The sequence below is a fragment of the Streptomyces sp. NBC_01525 genome, from assembly GCF_045040405.1.
Classification (GTDB): domain Bacteria; phylum Actinomycetota; class Actinomycetes; order Streptomycetales; family Streptomycetaceae; genus Streptomyces; species Streptomyces benahoarensis.
In genome coordinates this window covers 1717284-1736944 of the sequence record NZ_CP109397.1, presented here as the reverse complement: position 1 = coordinate 1736944, position 19661 = coordinate 1717284, and the positions used below count along the sequence as shown (strand labels likewise).

Sequence of the window (19661 nt, the reverse complement as noted above, 5' to 3'; positions counted from 1 at the left end):
AAGGCGGGTATTCGGGGGCGGAACGGAGGCCGCGGACCTGCTGCGACCACCCCTTCGGGGAGTGACGCGCCGCGTTGGGCACCCTCCCCGCGCACCCTCAAATAGCGTCCAGTAGGGTTTGGTCCGCATAAACATCCAAACCCCTGCCCGCGCCAGGGCCGGCGACCGACCAGCGAGACGGCCGCAGCCGGTCTCGCGGGCGAGACTCTCGGGAAGGCGCTACGTGAGTCCCAACGGCTCCGACCGCTCGTCGCGGCGCCCGATGCGGCGGAAGCTGCCGCAGGTGCTTGCTGCGGGCCTGGTCCTGGCGACCGCGACTGGTTGCACATCAAAGGACTTCCCCCGCCTCGGTATGCCGACGCCCGTCACGGACGAGGCGCCGCGGATCCTCTCTCTTTGGCAGGGCTCCTGGGCCGCCGCCCTCGCAACGGGCGTGCTGGTGTGGGGCCTGATCATTTGGAGCGTGATCTTCCACCGCCGCAGCCGGACCAAGGTGGAGGTCCCCGCACAGACCCGGTACAACATGCCGATCGAGGCGTTGTACACGATCGTTCCGTTCATCATCATCGCGGTGCTCTTCTACTTCACCGCGCGCGATGAGAGCGAACTCCTCAAGACGTCCAAGAAGCCCGCCCACGTCGTCAACGTGGTGGGCTTCCAGTGGAGCTGGGCGTTCAACTACGTCGAGGACGTGGACGGCAACAAGTCCACCCACGCGGACAAGACCGAGCTGGATCAGCTCGCCGCGATTCCTGACAGGCTGAAGAAGGGCTTCCCGGCCGGCGCCGACGGCGTCCACGACTCCGGCACCCCCGCCACCCGGGACCCCGACACCGGCAACCCCGGTCCGACGCTCTGGCTCCCCAAGGGCGAGAAGGTCCAGTTCATCCTGACCTCGCGTGACGTCAGCCACTCCTTCTGGGTGGTCCCCTTCCTGATGAAGATGGACGTCATCCCGGGGCACGCCAACGTCTTCGAGGTGACCCCCAACAAGGAGGGCACCTTCATGGGCAAGTGCGCCGAGCTCTGCGGCGTCGACCACTCCCGGATGCTCTTCAACGTCAAGGTCGTCTCCCCCGAGAAGTACCGGGAGCACCTGAAGGACCTGGCGAAGAAGGGCCAGACCGGCTACCTGCCGTCAGGCGAGAAGCAGACGGATCACGCCAGGAACGCGGAGATCAAGACCAAGTGAGCATCCTCAACGAACCCCAGGGTGCCGCCGCCGATTCGGCTCCGGCAGCACCGCCCGCACGCAAGAAGCAACCAGGCATCGCCGTGGTCAAGTGGCTCACCACCACCGACCACAAGACGATCGGCACGATGTACCTGGTCACTTCGTTCGCGTTCTTCTGCATCGGCGGCGTCATGGCGCTCCTCATGCGCGCCGAGCTGGCCCGTCCGGGCACGCAGATCATGTCGAACGAGCAGTTCAACCAGGCGTTCACGATGCACGGCACGATCATGCTGCTGATGTTCGCGACGCCGCTGTTCGCCGGATTCGCGAACTGGATCATGCCGCTGCAGATCGGCGCGCCCGACGTGGCGTTCCCGCGGCTGAACATGTTCGCGTACTGGCTGTACCTCTTCGGCTCGCTGATCGCGGTGGCCGGCTTCCTCACCCCGCAGGGTGCGGCCGACTTCGGCTGGTTCGCCTACTCCCCGCTGTCGGGCGTCGTCCGCTCGCCGGGCGTCGGCGCCGACATGTGGATCATGGGTCTGGCCTTCTCCGGCTTCGGCACGATCCTCGGTTCGGTCAACTTCATCACCACGATCATCTGCATGCGTGCCCCCGGCATGACGATGTTCCGCATGCCGATCTTCGTGTGGAACGTCCTGCTGACCGGTGTGCTGGTCCTGCTGGCCTTCCCGGTCCTGGCCGCCGCGCTGTTCGCCCTGGAGGCGGACCGTAAGTTCGGTGCCCATGTATTCGACGCGGCAAATGGCGGCGTACTGCTCTGGCAGCACCTCTTCTGGTTCTTCGGACACCCCGAGGTGTACATCATCGCGCTGCCGTTCTTCGGCATCATTTCCGAGGTCATTCCGGTCTTCTCCCGGAAGCCGATGTTCGGTTACATCGGTCTGATTGCCGCGACGATTTCCATCGCCGGTCTTTCGGTGACGGTCTGGGCGCACCACATGTATGTGACGGGCGGCGTACTCCTACCGTTCTTCTCCTTCATGACCTTCCTCATCGCGGTGCCGACCGGTGTGAAGTTCTTCAACTGGATCGGCACGATGTGGAAGGGCTCACTGTCCTTCGAGACACCGATGCTCTGGGCGGTCGGCTTCCTGATCACCTTCACCTTCGGCGGTCTGACCGGCGTCATCCTGGCGTCGCCCCCGATGGACTTCCACGTCTCCGACTCGTACTTCGTCGTGGCGCACTTCCACTACGTCATCTTCGGTACGGTCGTCTTCGCGATGTTCTCCGGATTCCACTTCTGGTGGCCGAAGTTCACCGGCAAGATGCTGGACGAGCGCCTCGGCAAGATCACGTTCTGGACGCTGTTCGTGGGCTTCCACGGCACGTTCCTCGTGCAGCACTGGCTGGGCGTCGAGGGCATGCCGCGTCGTTACGCGGACTACCTCGCGGCCGACGGCTTCACGACGCTGAACACCATCTCGACGATCGCGTCCTTCCTGCTCGGCCTGTCGGTCCTGCCGTTCTTCTACAACGTCTGGAAGACCGCCAAGTACGGCAAGAAGGTCGAGGTCGACGACCCCTGGGGCTACGGCCGCTCCCTGGAGTGGGCGACGTCCTGCCCGCCCCCGCGGCACAACTTCCTCACCCTGCCGCGCATCCGGTCCGAATCCCCGGCGTTCGACCTGCACCACCCGGAGATCGCCGCCCTGGACGCCCTCCAGAACGGCCACGGTCCGGCGGATGACAAGGCCCTCGCCGGCGGCAAGGAGGCTGGCAAGTGAAGATCCAGGGCAAGATGTTCATCTGGCTCTCCGTCTTCGTCCTCGCCATCGCGATCACCTATGGCGTGTGGTCGAAGGAGCCGGCGGGTACCACCGCGCTGTTCCTCGCGTTCGGTCTGTGCATCATGATCGGCTACTACCTGGCCTTCACGGCCCGGCGGGTCGACGCGGGCGCGCAGGACAACGAGAACGCCGAGGTCGCGGACGACGCGGGCGAACTGGGCTTCTTCAGCCCGCACAGCTGGCAGCCGCTCTCGCTGGCCGTCGGCGGCGCCCTCGCCTTCATGGGCGTCGTCTTCGGCTGGTGGCTGATCTACTTCTCGGCACCGGTCATCCTCGTCGGCCTGTTCGGCTGGGTCTTCGAGTACTACCGCGGCGAGAACCGCACGCAGTGAGCACGGCCCTCACGCCGTGAAGGGCGGGCCCGGACACCTCAACTGGTGTCCGGGCCCGCCCCGTTTGCAGTCCTCCAGCGCGCCGCTCCCGGGATTTCTCCATATTTTTGGTACATGAGTCCCAGACCCCGAACCCGGACGGTGCTGAGCTGCGGCCTCCTGCTCGTGCCCCTTGCGGTGTCCGCCACCGCGTGCGGGGGCTCGTCGTCGGAACCGCTCTCCGCAAACCCCTACGACGCGGCCGACCAGATCACGTCCAACACCCCGGACGGAACACGGACGGCGGACCCCGACAAGCCGCTCGAAGTGTCCGTCACGGACGACGAGGCGCGCCTCACGGACGTGACCGCCACCGATGCCTCCGGCCGCTCCATCCGCGGCGAACTGACCGCCGACGGCAAGCACTGGCGCACCACCGTGCCGCTGGCCGCCGGCGTCCGCTACACGGTGCAGGTGAGCACCGAGGACAAGGACGGCAACCCTGGCCGCAAGACGCTCCACGTCGCCACCAAGGGCGGCGGCGACCGGCTCCAGGTCACCTTCGGCCCGGACAGCGGCGAGTACGGCGTCGGCGAACCGGTCACCGCCAAGCTCAGCCGGGAGGTCAAGGACCCCCAGGCGCGCGCGGTCGTCGAGAGCGCCCTGAAGGTCGACTCCACGCCCCGTGTCCAGGGCTCCTGGTACTGGGTCGACGGCAAGACCCTGCACTTCCGCCCCAAGGAGTACTGGCCCGCGCACGCCGCGATCGAGGTGCACAGCAACCTGGAGGGCCTGAAGATCTCCAAGGGCCTCTACGGCGGCCCCGCCAAGCCCGTGAAGCTCACCACCGGCGACGAGGTCGTCGCCATCACCGACGCGTCCTCACACACCATGACGGTGCTGCGCAACGGCCGGCAGGTCAACACGCTGCCGGTCACCACCGGCAAGCCCGGCTTCGACACCCGCAACGGCGTCAAGGTCGTCCTCGCCAAGGAGAGCTTCGTCCGGATGACCAGCGGCAGCATCGGTATCCCGGACGGCAGCTCGGACTCGTACGACCTGCCCGTCTACTGGGCGACGCGGGTCACCACCAGCGGCGAGTACGTGCACGCCGCGCCCTGGTCCGTGGGGTCGCAGGGCGCGGCCAACGTCAGCCACGGCTGTACGGGCATGTCCACCGGCGACGCCCAGTGGTTCTTCAACACCGTGCGCGTCGGTGACATCGTGAAGGTCGTCAACAGCGGCGGCGCCACCATGGCGCCCTTCGGCAACGGCTTCGGCGACTGGAACATGCCCTGGCAGGAGTGGCGCGAGGGCAGCGCCCTCAGGAACGGCGCCGCCACCACAGGGGCGGCCGAGCGGCAGCGGGAGCCCGCCGACGCGGCCCGGCTGCGCCCCGAGGTCTGAGCGCGCCTCAGGCGGCCGCTCAGCCGCGTGCGAGGACCCGTCCGCGCAGCAGAGAGGCGAGTGAGTCGGCGAACGCCACCGGATCCACCGGATGCGTCACCGCGGCGTCCGCACGGCTCCAGGTGGCCAGCCAGGCGTCCTGCGGCCGCCCGATGAGCAGCAGCACCGGCGGGCAGCCGTAGATCTCGTCCTTGATCTGCCGGCACACGCCCATCCCGCCGGCCGGTGCGGTCTCGCCGTCCAGCACGCAGGCGTCGATGCCGCCCTGCTCCAGCGCCTCCAGGACGGCGGGCAGGGTCGCGCACTCCAGGATCTCCACCGGCGGGACATCGGCCGCGGGCCGGCGCCCGACGGCCAGCCTCACCTGCTCGCGGGTGGTGGCGTTGTCGCTGTAGACCAGCACCGTGGCAGTCGCCTGCATCGTTCCTCCACGCTTCGAAGCGGTACGGACCGGGACGGCACCTGTGCAGGGGACGCCCCCACCGTAGGTAGGGCTCGGATGCTACTCCCGCAAGGGCCGCCGACAGGAGGGGCCGGGCGCCACCAAGATCCGTCCGACGGCCCGTCAGGACTGGACCACGGTACGACACCGAGGCGCTCCGGCACCCCGCGCTTCCCCCCTTCGGGGTAAGCCGGAAGAGGCCCGTACGAGCAGGGCATACGGCCTTGACACACCGAACGGCACCCCCCGGAGTGAGGGCGGGATAAGCGACCGACATAATGTCGGTCGTGGCGACAGCAACGACAGTAGAAACCGGGCACGCGCACCCGTCGGTCAATCGACCGAATCTCACCAGCGTCGGAACCATCATCTGGCTGAGTTCCGAGCTGATGTTCTTCGCGGCCCTCTTCGCGATGTACTTCACCCTTCGATCGGTGACCGGTGCCGAGTATTGGAAGGAAACCTCCGATGCGCTGAACCTTCCGTTCTCCGCGACGAACACAACGATCCTGGTGCTCAGCTCGCTGACCTGCCAGCTCGGTGTTTTCGCGGCGGAACGCGGCGACGTCAAGAAGCTCCGCACGTGGTTCGTGATCACGTTCATCATGGGCGCGATCTTCATCGGCGGGCAGGTCTTCGAGTACACCGAACTGGTCAAGCACGAGGGCCTCTCGCTCTCGTCCGGCCCCTACGGCTCGGTGTTCTACCTGACCACCGGCTTCCACGGCCTGCACGTGACGGGCGGTCTGATCGCCTTCCTGCTGGTTCTGGGCAGGACGTACGCGGCCAAGAGGTTCACCCACGAACAGGCCACCGCGGCCATCGTCGTGTCCTACTACTGGCACTTCGTCGATGTCGTCTGGATCGGCCTCTTCGCCACGATCTACCTGATCCGGTAACCGGTCCGACCGGGAACCGCAGTTCAGACAGACATAGTCAAAGCATCGACGCAGAAGATCCTGACACCGGGGTAATCCGTGAAAAAGCTCTCCGCACGACGGCGCCATCCGCTGGCGGCGCTCGTCGTCCTACTCTTCGCGCTGGCGGTCACTGGGGGGCTGTACGCCGCGTTCGCGCCGGCGGACAAGGCTCAGGCCGATGACACCGCCCAGTCTCTTGCCATCAAGGAGGGCAAGAAGCTCTACGCCGTCGGCTGCGCCAGCTGCCACGGCACCGGCGGTCAGGGCTCGTCCGACGGCCCGAGCCTGGTCGGTGTCGGCGCCGCAGCCGTCGACTTCCAGGTGGGCACCGGCCGTATGCCGGCCCAGCAGCCCGGCGCCCAGGTGCCGCGGAAGACGCCCATCTACAACCAGGCGCAGATCGACCAGCTGGCGGCGTACGTCGCGTCGCTGGGCGCCGGTCCCGCCGTGCCCGGCAAGGACCAGTACAGCCCGGACGGTGCCGACGTCGGCAAGGGTGGCGAGCTGTTCCGCACCAACTGCGCGCAGTGCCACAACTTCACCGGCAAGGGCGGCGCCCTGACCGACGGCAAGTTCGCACCGACGCTCGAGGGCGTGGACCCGAAGCACATCTACGAGGCCATGCAGACCGGCCCGCAGAACATGCCTTCCTTCGGTGACGGCACGCTGTCCTCGGAGAACAAGAAGGACATCGTCGCGTACCTCGACGCCGTCAACGGCGATGACACCGCGAGCCCCGGCGGCCTGGACCTCGGTGGTCTCGGTCCGGTCAGTGAGGGTCTCTTCGGTTACATCTTCGGCCTGGGCGCGCTGGTCGCGGTCGCCATCTGGGTCGCTGCCCGGACTACGAAGGCCAAGAAGTCATGAGTGAGACTGGACGACACGCAGACGTGCCAGAAGAATCCCTTCCGAGTGAGCGCACCGCTCACGACAGTGCGCCGGTGAAGGCGGACAATCCCTTCGCCGACCCGGGTCTGCCCGCGCACGAGCATCGCATCCAGGACATCGACGAGAAGGCCGCCCGGCGCTCCGAGCGCGTCGTGGCCTACTTCTTCCTCCTGTCGATGCTCGCGACCGTCGCGTTCATCGCGTCGTATGTGATCTTCCCGATCGACAAGATCGTCTTCATCTTCCCGCTCGGGCACATCAGCGCGCTGAACCTCTCCCTGGGTCTGACCCTGGGTATCGCCCTCTTCGCCATCGGCGCCGGTGCGGTCCACTGGGCCCGCACGCTGATGTCGGACGAGGAGGTCGCCGACGACCGGCACCCGATCGAGGCGGAGCCCGAGGTCAAGGCCAAGGTGCTCGCCGACTTCGCGCAGGGCGCGAAGGAGTCCGGCTTCGGTCGCCGCAAGCTGATCCGCAACACGATGTTCGGCGCGCTGGCCCTGGTGCCGCTCTCCGGCGTCGTCCTGCTGCGTGACCTCGGGCCGCTGCCCGAGAAGAAGCTGCGCGGCACGGGCTGGAAGAAGGGCATCCGCCTGGTCAACCAGTCCACCAACCTGCCGTTGCGTCCCGAGGACATCGCGGTTGGCTCCCTGACGTTCGCCAAGCCCGAGGGCCTGGAGGACGACGACGAGGAGTTCAACAACAAGATCGCCAAGGACGCCCTGATGATCGTGCGGATCCAGCCGCAGAACATCAAGGACAAGCAGGAACTTGAGTGGTCGCACGAGGGCATCGTGGCGTACTCGAAGATCTGCACCCACGTCGGTTGCCCGATCAGCCTGTACGAGCAGCAGACCCACCACGTGCTCTGCCCGTGCCACCAGTCCACCTTCGACCTGTCCGACGGCGGTCGCGTGATCTTCGGCCCCGCGGGCCACGCCCTGCCGCAGCTGCACATCACGGTGAAGGACGGCTACCTCGAAGCCGTCAGCGACTTCGCGGAGCCCGTCGGCCCGAGCTTCTGGGAGCGCGGATGAGTAACGAGACGAGCGCGACCACCACGCGTCGCGGCCAGGCGCCGCGGGGCGAGCGGATCGCCGACTGGGCGGACGGCCGGCTGGGCATCTACAGCCTCGCCAAGGCCAACATGCGCAAGATCTTCCCGGACCACTGGTCCTTCATGCTGGGTGAGGTCGCGCTCTACAGCTTCATCATCATCATCCTGACCGGTGTCTACCTGACGCTGTTCTTCCACCCGAGCATGGCCGAGGTCGTCTACCACGGCTCCTACGTGCCGATGCACGGGATCCGGATGACCCAGGCATTCGAGTCGACGCTGAACATCAGCTTCGACATCCGCGGTGGTCTGCTGATCCGGCAGATCCACCACTGGGCGGCGCTGATCTTCCTGGCCGCGATGATGGTCCACATGATGCGGGTGTTCTTCACCGGCGCCTTCCGCAAGCCGCGCGAGGTCAACTGGCTGTTCGGCTTCCTGCTGCTGGTGCTGGGCATGTTCACCGGCTTCACCGGCTACTCCCTCCCCGACGACCTGCTCTCCGGCACCGGCGTGCGGTTCATCGAGGGTGTCGTCCTGGCGATGCCGCTGATCGGCTCGTACCTGCAGATGTTCATCTTCGGCGGGGAATTCCCGGGGCACGACATCATCCCGAGGTTCTTCACGGTGCACGTGCTGCTGCTGCCGGGCATCATGCTCGGCCTGCTGGTGGCCCACCTGATCCTGGTCTTCTACCACAAGCACACGCAGTTCCCGGGTGCCGGCAAGACCAACAAGAACGTCGTCGGCATGCCGCTGCTGCCGGTCTACATGGCCAAGGCCGGAGGCTTCTTCTTCCTGGTCTTCGGTGTCATCTCGGTGATCGCGGCCATCGCGAGCATCAACCCGGTGTGGGCCATCGGCCCGTACCGCCCGGACCAGGTGTCCACCGGCGCCCAGCCCGACTGGTACATGGGCTTCGCCGAGGGTCTGGTCCGTGTGATGCCGGGCTGGGAGTGGAACTTCTGGGGCCACACCATCAACTTCGGTGTGCTCATCCCGATTCTGATCTTCCCGCTGGTGCTGGTGGCCATCGCGGTCTACCCGTTCATCGAGTCCTGGGTGCGGGGTGACAAGCGCGAGCACCACATCCTGGACCGTCCGCGCAACGCCCCGACCCGTACCGGTTTCGGTGTGGCCTGGCTGGTCGCGTACTTCGTGATGCTGATCGGTGGCGGTAACGACCTGTGGGCGACCCACTTCCACCTGTCGATCAACTCGATCACCTGGTTCGTGCGTATCGCGTTCTTCGTCGGTCCGGTGCTGGCGTTCATCGCCACCAAGCGGGTCTGCATGGGTCTGCAGCGCCGCGACAAGGACAAGGTGCTGCACGGCCGCGAGTCGGGCATCATCAAGCGCCTGCCGCACGGTGAGTTCGTCGAGGTCCACGAGCCGCTCAGCCAGGAGCAGCTGCACGTCCTCACCCAGCACGAGCAGCCCACGCCGCTGGAGCTGGGGCCCGAGCTCGATGAGAACGGCGTCGAGCGCAAGGTCACGCGGTCGCAGAAGCTGCGTGCCAAGCTCTCGAAGGCGTACGACGGCGAGGACAACATCATCCCGAAGCCGACAGTCGAGGAGTACAAGGAGATCAGCAGCGGCCACGGCCACCACTGATCACCGAGCCGCTGTGACCGCACGGCGGAAGTGACGCCACCCAGAGGGCCCCGTCCGGACACCGGACGGGGCCCTCCGGCATCCCCGGGGCTCGATAGGGTTTCCCCATACGCAGGCACGAACCAGGAGTGTGGACCATGAACGTTGCGACCCCGGCAGGCGGCGACAGCGTGGCGGCCCACACCTGGCCGGGCATCTTGAACGCCCTCCTCGACGGCCGGGACCTCGCCGCCGACGACACCGCCTGGGCGATGGACCGGATCATGCGGGGCGAGGCCACCGATGCACAGATCGCCGGGTTCGCGGTGGCGCTGCGGGCCAAGGGCGAGACCGTCGCGGAGATCTCCGGGCTGGTCCGCGCGATGTACGCGCACGCCCGGCTGATCGATGTGCCGGGTCCCGGCGTGGACATCGTCGGCACCGGCGGCGACGGCGCCAAGACCGTCAACATCTCCACGATGTCGTCGATCGTGGTGGCCGGTACGGGCGCGAAGGTCGTCAAGCACGGCAACCGCGCCGCGTCGTCGGCGAGCGGCTCCTCCGACGTCCTGGAGAAGCTGGGCGTGAAGCTGAACCTCGCACCGCGGCGCGTCGTGGAGGTCGCCGAGGAGGCGGGCATCACGTTCTGCTTCGCGGTCACCTTCCACCCGGCGCTGCGGCACGTCGCCGCCGCCCGCGGCCAGCTGGGCATCCGGACCACCTTCAACGTGCTCGGTCCGCTCACCAACCCGGCGCGGGTGCAGGCGCAGGCGACCGGCGTCGCGGACGCGCGGATGGCGCCGATCCTCGCCGGGGTGCTCGCCGAGCGCGGCTCGTCCGCGCTGGTCTTCCGCGGCGACGACGGGCTGGACGAGCTGACGACGACGGCGACGTCGCGGGTGTGGATTGTGCGGGACGGCGCGGTGCGTGAGGAGACGTTCGACCCGCGCGACGTCGGCATCCCGCTGGTGCCGGTGGAGGCGCTGCGCGGTGCGGACGCGACGTACAACGCCGAGGTGGCGCGGCGGCTGCTGGACGGGGAGAAGGGCCCGGTCCGCGAGGCGGTGCTGCTGAACTCCGCGGCGGCGCTCGTGGCGCTGGAGCCGACCGCGGCGCCGCTGACCGAGCAGATCCGCGCCGGGATGGAGCGGGCCGCGGAGTCGATCGACTCCGGGGCGGCCAAGCGGGCGCTGGAGCGCTGGGTTGCCGCCAGCAACGCCTGAGCGCCGTACGGCCGTTGCGGGGCGTTCCGTGCGGGCCCGGTCCTGTTGATCTCAGCAACCGGACCGGGCTTGCACCGCTCCGTTCATATGGCATGATGCTGCGCAGGTCACGAGTGACAGCGATATAGGCCCCGGCCCGCTGTCCGGCAACCCTCCTTCCGTGGCGGGGTGCCCCGGGTGATGACCAGGCCGCAGGCAGCGAGGTCTGCGGCAAGCGCGGATCCCTCGCCAGGGATCCTGGTCCTCAGAGGGAGAACTTCCGTGAACCAGCGAATGCGATAGGGCTGCACAAGCCCCTCTCCAGCTTTTCGCTTCTCAGTAATGCAGCGCTCCGCCGCTGCTTTTTCCTGCCGAATTCGCCTGCGCCCCTTCGCTCTTCCGCATGCCCGCGCGCGGTGAATTCGCCTTTCTCTCACGGGAGTTCGCCATGTCTGCCTCCACCGTTGCCACCGACCGCCCTGTTTGTGCCCCGCTGGATGTTTTGGGGCGAGATGTCCTGGTGCCGCTGGTCACCGGCGGGGAGGTCGACTACGCCGCCCTCGACTACGCGGCGAGCGCCCCCGCGCTCCAGCGGGTCTGGGACGACGTGGCCGCCTACGCCCCGTACTACGGCAGCGTGCACCGCGGCGCCGGGTACCTCTCGCAGCTCTCCACCGACCTCTTCGAGAACGCCCGCACCACCATCACCCGCTTCCTGGGCTGCCGCGACGACGACCAGGTGATCTTCACCCGCTCCACCACCGACTCCCTCAACCTGCTGGCCGCCGCGTTGCCGCACTCCACCCGGGTCTTCGTCTTCGAGACCGAGCACCACGCGTCGCTGCTGCCGTGGGAGCAGCGCGACGACGTCGACGTCACCTACCTCGACGCGCCGCGCACCTCCCGCCAGGCCGTCGACATCCTGGAGAAGGCCCTCGCCTCCCGTGAGCCTTCCCCGAGCTCTCCACTTCGTTCGAGCAGGGGAGGCCCCATTGGGCCCGCCCTGGTGTGCGTCACCGGCGCGTCCAACGTCACCGGCGAGATCTGGCCGATCAAGGAGCTGGCCGCCGTGGCGCACGCCCACGGCGCGCGGATCGTGCTGGACGCCGCCCAGCTGGCGCCGCACCACCCCGTCGACCTCGCCGAACTCGACGTGGACTGGGCCGCGTTCTCCGGCCACAAGCTGTACGCGCCGTTCGGCTCCGGCGTGCTGGCCGGGCGCGCCGACTGGCTGCGGGAGGCGGACCCGTACCTGGCCGGCGGCGGCGCCAGCCGGACCGTCGCGCGGCGTCCCGACGGTGGCGTCGACGTCGCCTGGCACACGACCGCCGCCCGTCACGAGGCCGGTTCGCCCAACGTCATCGGCGCCTACGCGATCGCCTCCGCGTGCCAGGCGCTGACCGACGCCGGTTTCGACGCGCTCGTCGCCCGCGAGCAGGAGCTCATCGCCCGCGTCCGGACCGGCCTCGCGGAGGTCCCCGAGGTCCGGATCCTGTCGCTGTTCGGCGACGACGCGCCCCGCGTCGGCGTGCTGTCCTTCGTCGTCGACGGGTGGAACAGCTCGCACTTCGCGGCGGCGCTGTCCGCCGAGTACGGGATCGGGGTCCGGGACGGGCTCTTCTGCGCCCACCCGCTCGTCCGCACGTTGCTGGGCGGGGCCCCCGACGCGCCCGCCGAATGTGGTGCGCCGGAGGCCGCGCCCGGCGAGCGCGCGCTCAACGCCGTCCGTGTCAGCTTTGGCGCCGGTACGCCGGACGAGCACGTGGACCGCTTTGTGCGTGCGGTCAAGGAACTCGTCGCGGACGGCGCGCGGTGGAGCTACCGCACGGAGGATGGGCGGTGCGTTCCGTACACGGCGTGACCGCTTGCGCGGTGCCTTGTGTTGCGGGGTGCGGTCCGTGGCCTGCTGTCCGTTCGTTGCGCCTGCGGCGGGCGTTGTCGCTGCGCGAGGCGTGACCGCTTGCGCGGCGCCTTGAGTTGCCGAGTGCGGTCCGTGGCCTGCTGTTCGTTCGTTGCGCCTGCGGCGGGCGTTGTCGCTGCGCGAGGCGTGACCGCTTGCGCGGTGCCTTGTGTTGCGGGGTGCGGTCCGTGGCCTGCTGTCCGTTCGTTGAGCCTGCGGCGGGCGTTGTCGCTGCGCGAGGCTGTTCGGCTGCGGTGCCGGACCTCCGGACTTCGTCCTGCGGTCCGGCCCCTTCCGTGGGTGGGTGGGAAAAGATGGTGGGGGTTGGGGTTGTGAAGTGAGGCGCACCTGAGTGGGGGGCCACAGCGGACCGTGTTCGAGGGGGAAGACGAGGACGGCGGCGCTCCCATCGACCCCACTTGTCGGGGCGGACGAGGATGGTGGCGCACCCCCACCGGCCCCTCACCATCCACCCACGGGAGGGGGCCCTCCGGAGGACGAAGTCCGCAGGAGGGCCCCCGCTCCCGACAACCCACGCCCGCCGCAGGCGCAACGGCGCGTCACCACGACGGCGGGAAGGCCGCAGGCGAACGGCCCGCCGCAGGCGAACGGCGCGTCACCACGACGGCGGGAAGGCCGAACGACCACGCGGCCCGCCGCAGGCGAACCGCCCGCCGCAGGCGAACCGTCACAGATAACAGCCCAGCGCAGCGTTCAGGTATCGAGCCCGATGGCGAACGCCGCCTCCAGGTCATGCTGCGAATACGTGCGGAACGCAATATGCGTCTCGGTGGAGGCGACGCCGGGGACCTTGCTGATGCGGCCGGGGATGACATCGGCCAGATCGTCATGGGCGGCGACGCGCACCATCGCGATGAGGTCGTGCGCGCCGGTGACGGAGTAGACCTCGCTGACGCCTTCGAGCGCGGCGATCTGTTCGGCGATCTCCGGGATTTGGTCCACGCTGGTCTTGATGAGCACGATCGACGTGATCACGGCTGGCTCTCTCCCTCGGTCGCCGGTGCGTTCGCCCTGGTGACCTCCACAGTAGCGGGCCGGTGGCGGGCCCATGCGTAGAGGAAGCCGAGGGCGAAGCCGATCACGTGGGCGAGGTAGGCGACTCCGGGGCCGGCGGGGTCGCGCTGGGCGGCCAGCCACTGGAGGGCGAACCAGAAGAGCAGCACCGCCCAGGCGGGGAACCGCAGCGGCAGGAAGAAGAGGAAGGGGAGGAGGCTGGTGACGCGGGCGCGGGGGAAGAGGTAGAGGAACGCGCCCAGGACGCCGGAGATGGAGCCGGAGGCGCCGACCAGCGTCTGGCCGGAGGCGGCGTGCGCGGTGGCGTAGCCGAGGAGCGCCAGGTAGCCGGTGACGACGTAGAAGACGGTGTACGCCGTGCGGCCCATGCGGGCTTCGGTCATGCCGCCGAAGACGTGGAGGAAGAGGGCGTTGCCGAGCAGGTGCAGCCAGCTGCCGTGGACGAAGAGCGCGGTGAGCGGGGCGAGCCAGGCTGCCGGGTGACCGGCCCACAGGTCGCGGGGGATGACACCCCAGCGTTCGAAGTACGCGGTCTGCGCCTGGACGAGGGCGTCGCCGGTGCCGTACAGGGGGTTGAGGCCGGAGGCGGGGCTGAGGACGAAGAGGGCGCAGCACAGGGCGATGAGGAGGTTGGTCACGGAGTACGTGCTGCGGGCGGGGCGGTCCGGATGGCGGGCGTCCGGTGGGGTGTGCGGCCGCCGGGGCCGGGGGGAATGGGGCGGTGGGGGAGGCAGGGGCGGCGCCGTCATGAAGGGGATCATGCCGTAATGCGGGCAATCGGGGCGGACTGCCTCGCCGCGTTCCGCCTCCTGGGCGGTGCCCGCGCGGCCATGCCGTCAGGCCGTAGGGTTACGGTCGGTACTTTGCGTACTTCCCGCAGTCCGACGGCGCACCGCGTGAGGCCGCAGCACCCGCACCGCACGAGTAGGAAGAAGGACGATCACGATGGCTGTTCCCCTGCCGACGGACCGGACCCGGTGGCGCTGCACCCTGTGCGGCAACCTCACCCGCTTCGACGTGACCCGCACGTCCAAGGTGGTGGAGTATCTGCACCTCGATCTGGCCGGGGAACCGAAGGTCGAGGAGCGTGAGGTGCTCAGCGATTCCGTCGATTCCGTGCGCTGCCGCTGGTGCAACGCGGTCGACCAGATCGAGCTGGTCGACCGTCCGGGCGCGGACGCCTGAGGATCGGGGCGAGAAGACCGTGGTGGAGCGTCCAGCAGGGGGGCCGGGGGCGAGCGGGGCGGCGTCCGGCGGTGAGGGCGAGGAGGCCCTCGACCGCCCGCTGCCCGAGGGCGTCCGGCGCCGTGTCGTGGCGCTCACCGCGGACGCGTTCGGTGCCCTGACGGTCGCCGAACTCCCGCTGCCGCTGCGGCAGTACGCCCGTTTCACGCCCTCCCGGCGCGCCAAGTTCGCGGGGAACGCCATGGCCGCCGCGCTGGAGAGCGACGCCGTCTTCCGGCAGCGCATCGCCGGGAAGGTCCGCGAGGCGCAGCCGGAGGTCGCCGACGCGCTGGAGCGGGGCACCCCGCCCGCCGCCGCCGATCCGCTGGACATCGCGGCGGCGGCGTACGTACTGCGCCCCGACGGCTGGTCGAAGCTGGTCGCCGCGGCGGGCGAGGAGGCGCAGCGGGTCCGCGCCGAGCGGGCGGGCGAGGAGACCGAGCGCGAACTGACCCGGCTGCGCGAGGAGCTGGCGCGGGCCCGTGCGGACGCCCGCGCCGACGCCGACCGGGTCCGCGCCGAGCTGGACGCCGCCCGCAAGGAGAACGACGCGCTCCAGCGGAAGCTGCGCAGCGCGCTCAGCGACGTCAAGCGGGGCGCCGCGACGGTCCGTAAGGCGGAGGCGGCGCTGGAGTCGGAGCGGTCCCGGGCGGCGTCCGAGAAGGCGGCGGCCGACAGTGAACTGCGCCGCCTCAAGGCGCGGATCGGGGAGAGCGAGGCGGCGCTGGAGACCAGCCGCCGCGCCGCCCGGGAGGGCCGCAGCGTCGAGGACATGCGGGTGCGGCTGCTGCTGGACACCGTGCTGGACGCGGCCCAGGGACTGCGCCGGGAGTTGGCGCTGCCGCCCGCCGGGGTGCGGCCCGCCGACACCGTCGAGGCGGTGGAGCCCGGCCGGATGACGCCGAAGGACGTCGCCAACCGCGCGCTGTCGGAGACCGATCCGGCCCTGCTCGACCAGTTGCTGGCGCTGCCGCAGGCCCATCTGGTGGTGGACGGCTACAACGTCACCAAGACCGGCTATCCGACGATGCCGCTGGACAAGCAGCGGCTGCGGCTGCTGGGTGGCCTCGCGGTGCTCGCCGCCCAGACCGGTGCGGAGATGACGTGTGTCTTCGACGGCGCGGAGCTGGCGGCGCCGGTGCTGCTCGCGCCGCCGCGCGGGGTGCGGGTGCTGTTCAGCAAACCGGGCGTGACGGCGGACGAGTTGATCCGGCAGCTGGTGCGCGCGGAGCCGCCGGGGCGGCCGGTGGTGGTGGTCTCCACCGACCGCGAGGTGGCGGACGGCGTGGCGAAGGCCGGGGCGCGTCCGGTGGCATCGGCTCTGTTGCTCAAGCGACTTGCGCGGGTCTGACGACGACGTGCCCGGGAGCGACGGCTCGACGATTTGTCCGTTCTCTGCTCTCTGACCGTCAAGTGCCCACTACAGCCCGTGTGATGTTGGTAAAACCTGGCCTCGGCGGGGTGTTTTTTACCCGGGAGGATTTGAAGCGATCACAACTCGGTTACTAAGGTCGGGCCTCGAACCTTCATGCAGTTGATCATCCAACCGGGATGAACAGTGAAGGAACCGCCGAGTCCGCGGCGTACGCGCGGAGCCGGGGTCACCACCCCCCCACTTCCCGGTAGGCGGCTGAAGGAAGAAGGAGCTCGCCCCCGTGGCGTCCCACCGTCGACCCAAGCAGCCGAGCCGTACTCGTGTGACCGTGCTCACCGCGACCGCCGCGGCGGCCGTCGCCCTCTCCTCTCAGGCCGCGCAGGCCGCCCCGTCGAAGAAGGACGTCAAGTCCGAGGTCGACAAGCTCTACGAGCAGACGGAGCAGGCCACCGAGAAGTACAACGGTGCCAAGGAAGATCAGCAAAAGCTCCAGAAGGAGGTCACCGACCTCCAGGACAAGGTGGCCCGCGGCCAGGGCGAGCTGAACGACCTGCGTAAGGGCCTGGGCGCCGTCGCCTCCGGCCAGTACCGCAGCGGCAGCATCGACCCCTCCGTCCAGCTGTTCCTCTCGGGGGACCCGGACACCTATCTGGAAAAGGCCGCCACCCTCGACCAGTTGAGCGGCAAGCAGGCCGATCAGCTCAAGGTCATCGCGGACAAGCAGCGCCGCCTCGCGCAGGAGCGCGCGGAGGCCGCCAGCAAGATCCAGGACCTCTCCGAGACCCGTAGGGCGCTCGGTGAGAAGAAGGACGAGATCCAGGGCAAGCTCGCCAAGGCGCAGGAGCTGCTCAACACCCTCACCGCCAAGGAGAAGGCCGCCCTCCAGGCCAAGGAGAACCGCGCCAACCGCTCCAACGACCGCGTCGACCTCGGCCACGACGTCCCCGCCTCGCAGCGCGGCGCCGCCGCCCTCGCCGCCGCCCAGTCGAAGATCGGTTCGCCCTACGTCTGGGGTGCCACCGGCCCGTCCTCCTTCGACTGCTCGGGCCTGACCTCCTGGGCGTACCAGCAGGCCGGCCAGTCGCTGCCGCGTACCTCGCAGGCGCAGGCCAGCGCCGGTACCCGCATCGGCATGAACGAGCTGAAGCCGGGCGACCTGGTGCTCTTCTACGGCGACCTGCACCACATCGGTCTCTACGCGGGCAACAACACCGTGCTGCACGCGCCGAAGCCCGGCGCCGCGGTCCGTTACGAGTCGATCAACAACATGCCGTTCCAGTACGGCGTCCGCGTCTGACGTTCCGGGCCACCCGCCCGGCGGCAGTGCCGCGCACCTTCCGCCCCGTCGGTGATCTCCTGGATCGCCGACGGGGCGGTGCCGTTGCCGCCGCCCGGCCGGCCCCCAGCGGTTTCGTCGCCGCACGCCCCGGCTTACGATCGGCCGCATGGCAGGTCAGGGTGTACGGCGACCGTCCCGGGCCACGGCCGCGGGGAGCGCCGTGCTGCTGACCGCGCTGCTCGCCGGGGCGACCGGCTGCGCGAAGGAGCCGCCGCCGCGGGCCCGTTTCCCCGAGGTGCAGCGGATGCTGGACGCCCGCGCACGGGCGGTACGGCAGCACGACGAGGCCGCGTTCCTCGCCTCCGTCGATCCGGTGCGGCCCGGCTACCGCGACCGGCAGCGCCGTGCCTTCCGCACGCTCAAGGGGCTGCCGCTGACCGGCTGGCGCTACGACCTCGTCGCGACCGACGCCTTCCCGCTGGCGTCCGGCGGCGGGGATGCGATGGCCGCCAAGGTCGAACTGCGCTACCGGCTCAAGGGCTTCGACGCCGAGCCGGTGACCTCCGTGGAGTATCTGACGCTGACCCGTACGGACGGCCGCTGGCGGATCGTGTCGGACAGCGACGCCGCCGGATCCGGCCATACCGGCACCCGCCAGCTGTGGGACCAGGGGCCGGTGGCGGCGGTGCGGGGGCGGCATGCGCTGGTGCTGGGCGCTGCCGGGGACCGCGGGCGGTTGAAGGATCTGGCGCGGCGGGCGGACGCGGCGGTGCCCGCCGTCACCGCCGCCTGGAAGGGCCGCTGGAGCGGGCAGGTGGTGATCGAGGCGCCGGGCTCGGTCGCCGGGATGGCCCAACTGCTGGGCAGCGGCGATGCGTCCGCGTACGCGGGCATCGCGGCGGTGACGACCGGTGAGGCGGGCGCGCAGGCGAAGGCCCCGGCCGACCGGGTGATCGTCAACCCGGAGGCGTACGCGGACCTCAACGACGCGGGCCGCGCGGTGGTGCTGTCCCACGAGATCACCCATGTCGCCACCCGCACGGCCACCACCGGGGACACGCCGCTGTGGCTCTCGGAGGGGTTCGCCGACTGGGTGGCGTACCGGGGGCGGCGGCACGCGGCAGCCGCGGCGGCGCCGGAGCTGTCGCGGGCGGTCGCCACCGGGCATGCGCCGCGCCAGCTGCCCGCCGACGGGGACTTCGGCTTCACCGGCGGCGCCGACCGGCTGGCCAAGGCGTACGAGTCCGGCTGGCTGGCCTGCCGGATGATCGCGGACACCTGGGGCGAGGCGAAGCTGCGCGCGTTCTACCGGGCGGCGGGCGGCGTGACGGCGGGGGAGGGGCATGCGGGGCCGGGGGCGCGGTCGGCTTCGCCGTCGTCGGGGGCCGGGGTGGCGTCGTCCGGCCCGTCAGCCGATGACGCGGCGTCCGACGGGCCGTCCGACGGGCCGTCCGACGGGCCGTCCGACGTACCCACCGGGGCGCCGTCCGGGGCCGGGCCCTCCGCCGGAGCGTCGTCCGCGGCGGCTGCGGGCGGGGACGGCGGCACGCGGGACGACGCCGTGGGCGGGACCGGGAAGCGGGCCGTCGCCGGGCATCCGGCAGCGCCCGCGCCCGGGGCGGCGGGTGACCGCCGTCCGGCCGTCCGTGACGCTCACCTCGATGCCGCGCTCCGCTCCCAACTCGGCCTGGGGATAGGGGAGTTCACGAAGAAGTGGCGGGCCTACCTCAAGGGCGCGCTGACCTGACGGAGGAGCCCGGGGGCGGTACGGGGCGCGCCTGGAGGGCTGCGGTACGGCGGGCGGGTCGCCGTCGTCGTCCGGACCGGCGCCCGGTGCCGGGCCCGTTTCCGGTACGGGCGGGGCGCCGGGCCCGGTCGCCGGGGCCTCCCCGTCCGCACCGCCCGGCGCGTCCGCCTCGTCCGCCCCGCTCCGTACCATCATCCGCCACAGCCTGCGGGCGGCGAGGAGCGCGGCCCGGACCAGCAGGGCGTCGCGGAGCAGCAGGACCGCGAGGCCCCGTGCGTCGCTCGCCACGACAT

Annotated in this window: 17 protein-coding genes and 1 riboswitch; of the genes, 14 read left to right on the top strand and 3 right to left on the bottom strand. The window is 70.0% G+C overall.

Going from position 1 to position 19661, the window contains the following annotated elements; translation table 11 throughout:
• Window positions 1-223: 223 nt before the first annotated feature.
• The 4 genes from coxB to OG422_RS07755 all read left to right on the top strand — a co-directional run bounded on the left by coxB (window position 224) and on the right by OG422_RS07755 (window position 4706).
• Window positions 224-1192: a cytochrome c oxidase subunit II gene (gene coxB, locus OG422_RS07770; protein ID WP_405741246.1), complete on the top strand. Its 969-nt coding sequence runs from the start codon at window positions 224-226 to the stop codon at window positions 1190-1192.
• Complete coding sequence (gene ctaD / locus OG422_RS07765) at window positions 1189-2925, top strand: cytochrome c oxidase subunit I (protein WP_405741243.1); 1737 nt, start codon at window positions 1189-1191, stop codon at window positions 2923-2925. The genes coxB and ctaD overlap by 4 nt, the downstream gene beginning before the upstream one ends.
• A complete protein-coding gene (locus OG422_RS07760; protein ID WP_405741240.1) occupies window positions 2922-3320 on the top strand; it encodes a cytochrome c oxidase subunit 4 in 399 nt (132 codons plus the stop codon). Before ctaD ends, OG422_RS07760 begins: the two co-directional genes overlap by 4 nt.
• 114 nt (window positions 3321-3434) lie before the next feature.
• Entirely contained in the window at window positions 3435-4706 is a 1272-nt protein-coding gene (locus OG422_RS07755; RefSeq protein WP_185993957.1) for an Ig-like domain-containing protein, read from the top strand.
• Window positions 4707-4725: 19 nt separating this feature from the next.
• Here OG422_RS07755 and OG422_RS07750 read toward each other — a convergent pair whose 3' ends face one another.
• Entirely contained in the window at window positions 4726-5127 is a 402-nt protein-coding gene (locus OG422_RS07750; protein WP_143940769.1) for a hypothetical protein, read from the bottom strand.
• Window positions 5128-5426: 299 nt separating this feature from the next.
• On the opposite strand from OG422_RS07750, the gene OG422_RS07745 reads away from it, so the two are divergent.
• From OG422_RS07745 to OG422_RS07720, 6 genes are all read left to right on the top strand, one after another.
• Entirely contained in the window at window positions 5427-6047 is a 621-nt protein-coding gene (locus OG422_RS07745; RefSeq protein ID WP_143940768.1) for a heme-copper oxidase subunit III, read from the top strand.
• 78 nt (window positions 6048-6125) lie between these two features.
• Window positions 6126-6935: a c-type cytochrome gene (locus OG422_RS07740; protein ID WP_143940767.1), complete on the top strand. Its 810-nt coding sequence runs from the start codon at window positions 6126-6128 to the stop codon at window positions 6933-6935.
• Window positions 6932-7993: a Rieske 2Fe-2S domain-containing protein gene (locus tag OG422_RS07735; protein WP_405741236.1), complete on the top strand. Its 1062-nt coding sequence runs from the start codon at window positions 6932-6934 to the stop codon at window positions 7991-7993. Before OG422_RS07740 ends, OG422_RS07735 begins: the two co-directional genes overlap by 4 nt.
• Window positions 7990-9627 carry a cytochrome b N-terminal domain-containing protein gene (locus OG422_RS07730; RefSeq protein ID WP_405741233.1) on the top strand — a complete coding sequence of 546 codons (1638 nt, stop codon included), beginning with the start codon at window positions 7990-7992 and terminating at the stop codon, window positions 9625-9627. The genes OG422_RS07735 and OG422_RS07730 overlap by 4 nt, the downstream gene beginning before the upstream one ends.
• A 137-nt stretch (window positions 9628-9764) precedes the next feature.
• A complete protein-coding gene (trpD, locus tag OG422_RS07725) occupies window positions 9765-10829 on the top strand; it encodes an anthranilate phosphoribosyltransferase (protein WP_405741230.1) in 1065 nt (354 codons plus the stop codon).
• 105 nt (window positions 10830-10934) lie between these two features.
• Window positions 10935-11052, top strand: a riboswitch (SAM riboswitch).
• A gap of 204 nt (window positions 11053-11256) precedes the next feature.
• Window positions 11257-12669, top strand: a complete 1413-nt coding sequence (locus OG422_RS07720) for an aminotransferase class V-fold PLP-dependent enzyme (RefSeq protein ID WP_405741228.1) — start codon at window positions 11257-11259, stop codon at window positions 12667-12669.
• 753 nt (window positions 12670-13422) lie between these two features.
• On the opposite strand, the gene OG422_RS07715 is transcribed toward OG422_RS07720, so the two are convergent.
• Both OG422_RS07715 and OG422_RS07710 read right to left on the bottom strand, forming a co-directional pair.
• On the bottom strand, window positions 13423-13704 hold the full coding sequence (locus tag OG422_RS07715) for an Lrp/AsnC family transcriptional regulator (protein ID WP_143944179.1): 282 nt from the start codon (window positions 13702-13704) through the stop codon (window positions 13423-13425).
• The gene (locus OG422_RS07710; protein ID WP_405741225.1) at window positions 13701-14381 is read right to left on the bottom strand and encodes a rhomboid family intramembrane serine protease; all 681 of its coding nucleotides are present in this window, start codon (window positions 14379-14381) and stop codon (window positions 13701-13703) included. The genes OG422_RS07715 and OG422_RS07710 overlap by 4 nt, the downstream gene beginning before the upstream one ends.
• Before the next feature lie 307 nt (window positions 14382-14688).
• On the opposite strand from OG422_RS07710, the gene OG422_RS07705 reads away from it, so the two are divergent.
• From OG422_RS07705 to OG422_RS07690, 4 genes are all read left to right on the top strand, one after another.
• Window positions 14689-14928, top strand: a complete 240-nt coding sequence (locus tag OG422_RS07705; RefSeq protein WP_143944181.1) for a hypothetical protein — start codon at window positions 14689-14691, stop codon at window positions 14926-14928.
• A gap of 19 nt (window positions 14929-14947) precedes the next feature.
• Window positions 14948-16318 carry an NYN domain-containing protein gene (locus tag OG422_RS07700; protein WP_405741222.1) on the top strand — a complete coding sequence of 457 codons (1371 nt, stop codon included), beginning with the start codon at window positions 14948-14950 and terminating at the stop codon, window positions 16316-16318.
• A gap of 304 nt (window positions 16319-16622) precedes the next feature.
• Window positions 16623-17639 (top strand): NlpC/P60 family protein, encoded by a 1017-nt coding sequence (locus tag OG422_RS07695; RefSeq protein ID WP_405741219.1) that lies wholly within the window; start codon window positions 16623-16625, stop codon window positions 17637-17639.
• A gap of 148 nt (window positions 17640-17787) precedes the next feature.
• Window positions 17788-19368, top strand: a complete 1581-nt coding sequence (locus tag OG422_RS07690) for a hypothetical protein (protein ID WP_405741216.1) — start codon at window positions 17788-17790, stop codon at window positions 19366-19368.
• Window positions 19369-19661 lie beyond the last annotated feature (293 nt).

Coding starts and splice junctions, on each gene's coding strand:
- OG422_RS07750 (WP_143940769.1), bottom strand. CDS start 5,127: ATGCAGGCGACTGCCACGGTGCTGGTCTACAGCGACAACGCCACCACC.
- OG422_RS07690 (WP_405741216.1), top strand. CDS start 17,788: ATGGCAGGTCAGGGTGTACGGCGACCGTCCCGGGCCACGGCCGCGGGG.
- OG422_RS07735 (WP_405741236.1), top strand. CDS start 6,932: ATGAGTGAGACTGGACGACACGCAGACGTGCCAGAAGAATCCCTTCCG.
- OG422_RS07745 (WP_143940768.1), top strand. CDS start 5,427: ATGTCGGTCGTGGCGACAGCAACGACAGTAGAAACCGGGCACGCGCAC.
- OG422_RS07730 (WP_405741233.1), top strand. CDS start 7,990: ATGAGTAACGAGACGAGCGCGACCACCACGCGTCGCGGCCAGGCGCCG.
- OG422_RS07720 (WP_405741228.1), top strand. CDS start 11,257: ATGTCTGCCTCCACCGTTGCCACCGACCGCCCTGTTTGTGCCCCGCTG.
- OG422_RS07705 (WP_143944181.1), top strand. CDS start 14,689: ATGGCTGTTCCCCTGCCGACGGACCGGACCCGGTGGCGCTGCACCCTG.
- trpD (WP_405741230.1), top strand. CDS start 9,765: ATGAACGTTGCGACCCCGGCAGGCGGCGACAGCGTGGCGGCCCACACC.
- OG422_RS07755 (WP_185993957.1), top strand. CDS start 3,435: ATGAGTCCCAGACCCCGAACCCGGACGGTGCTGAGCTGCGGCCTCCTG.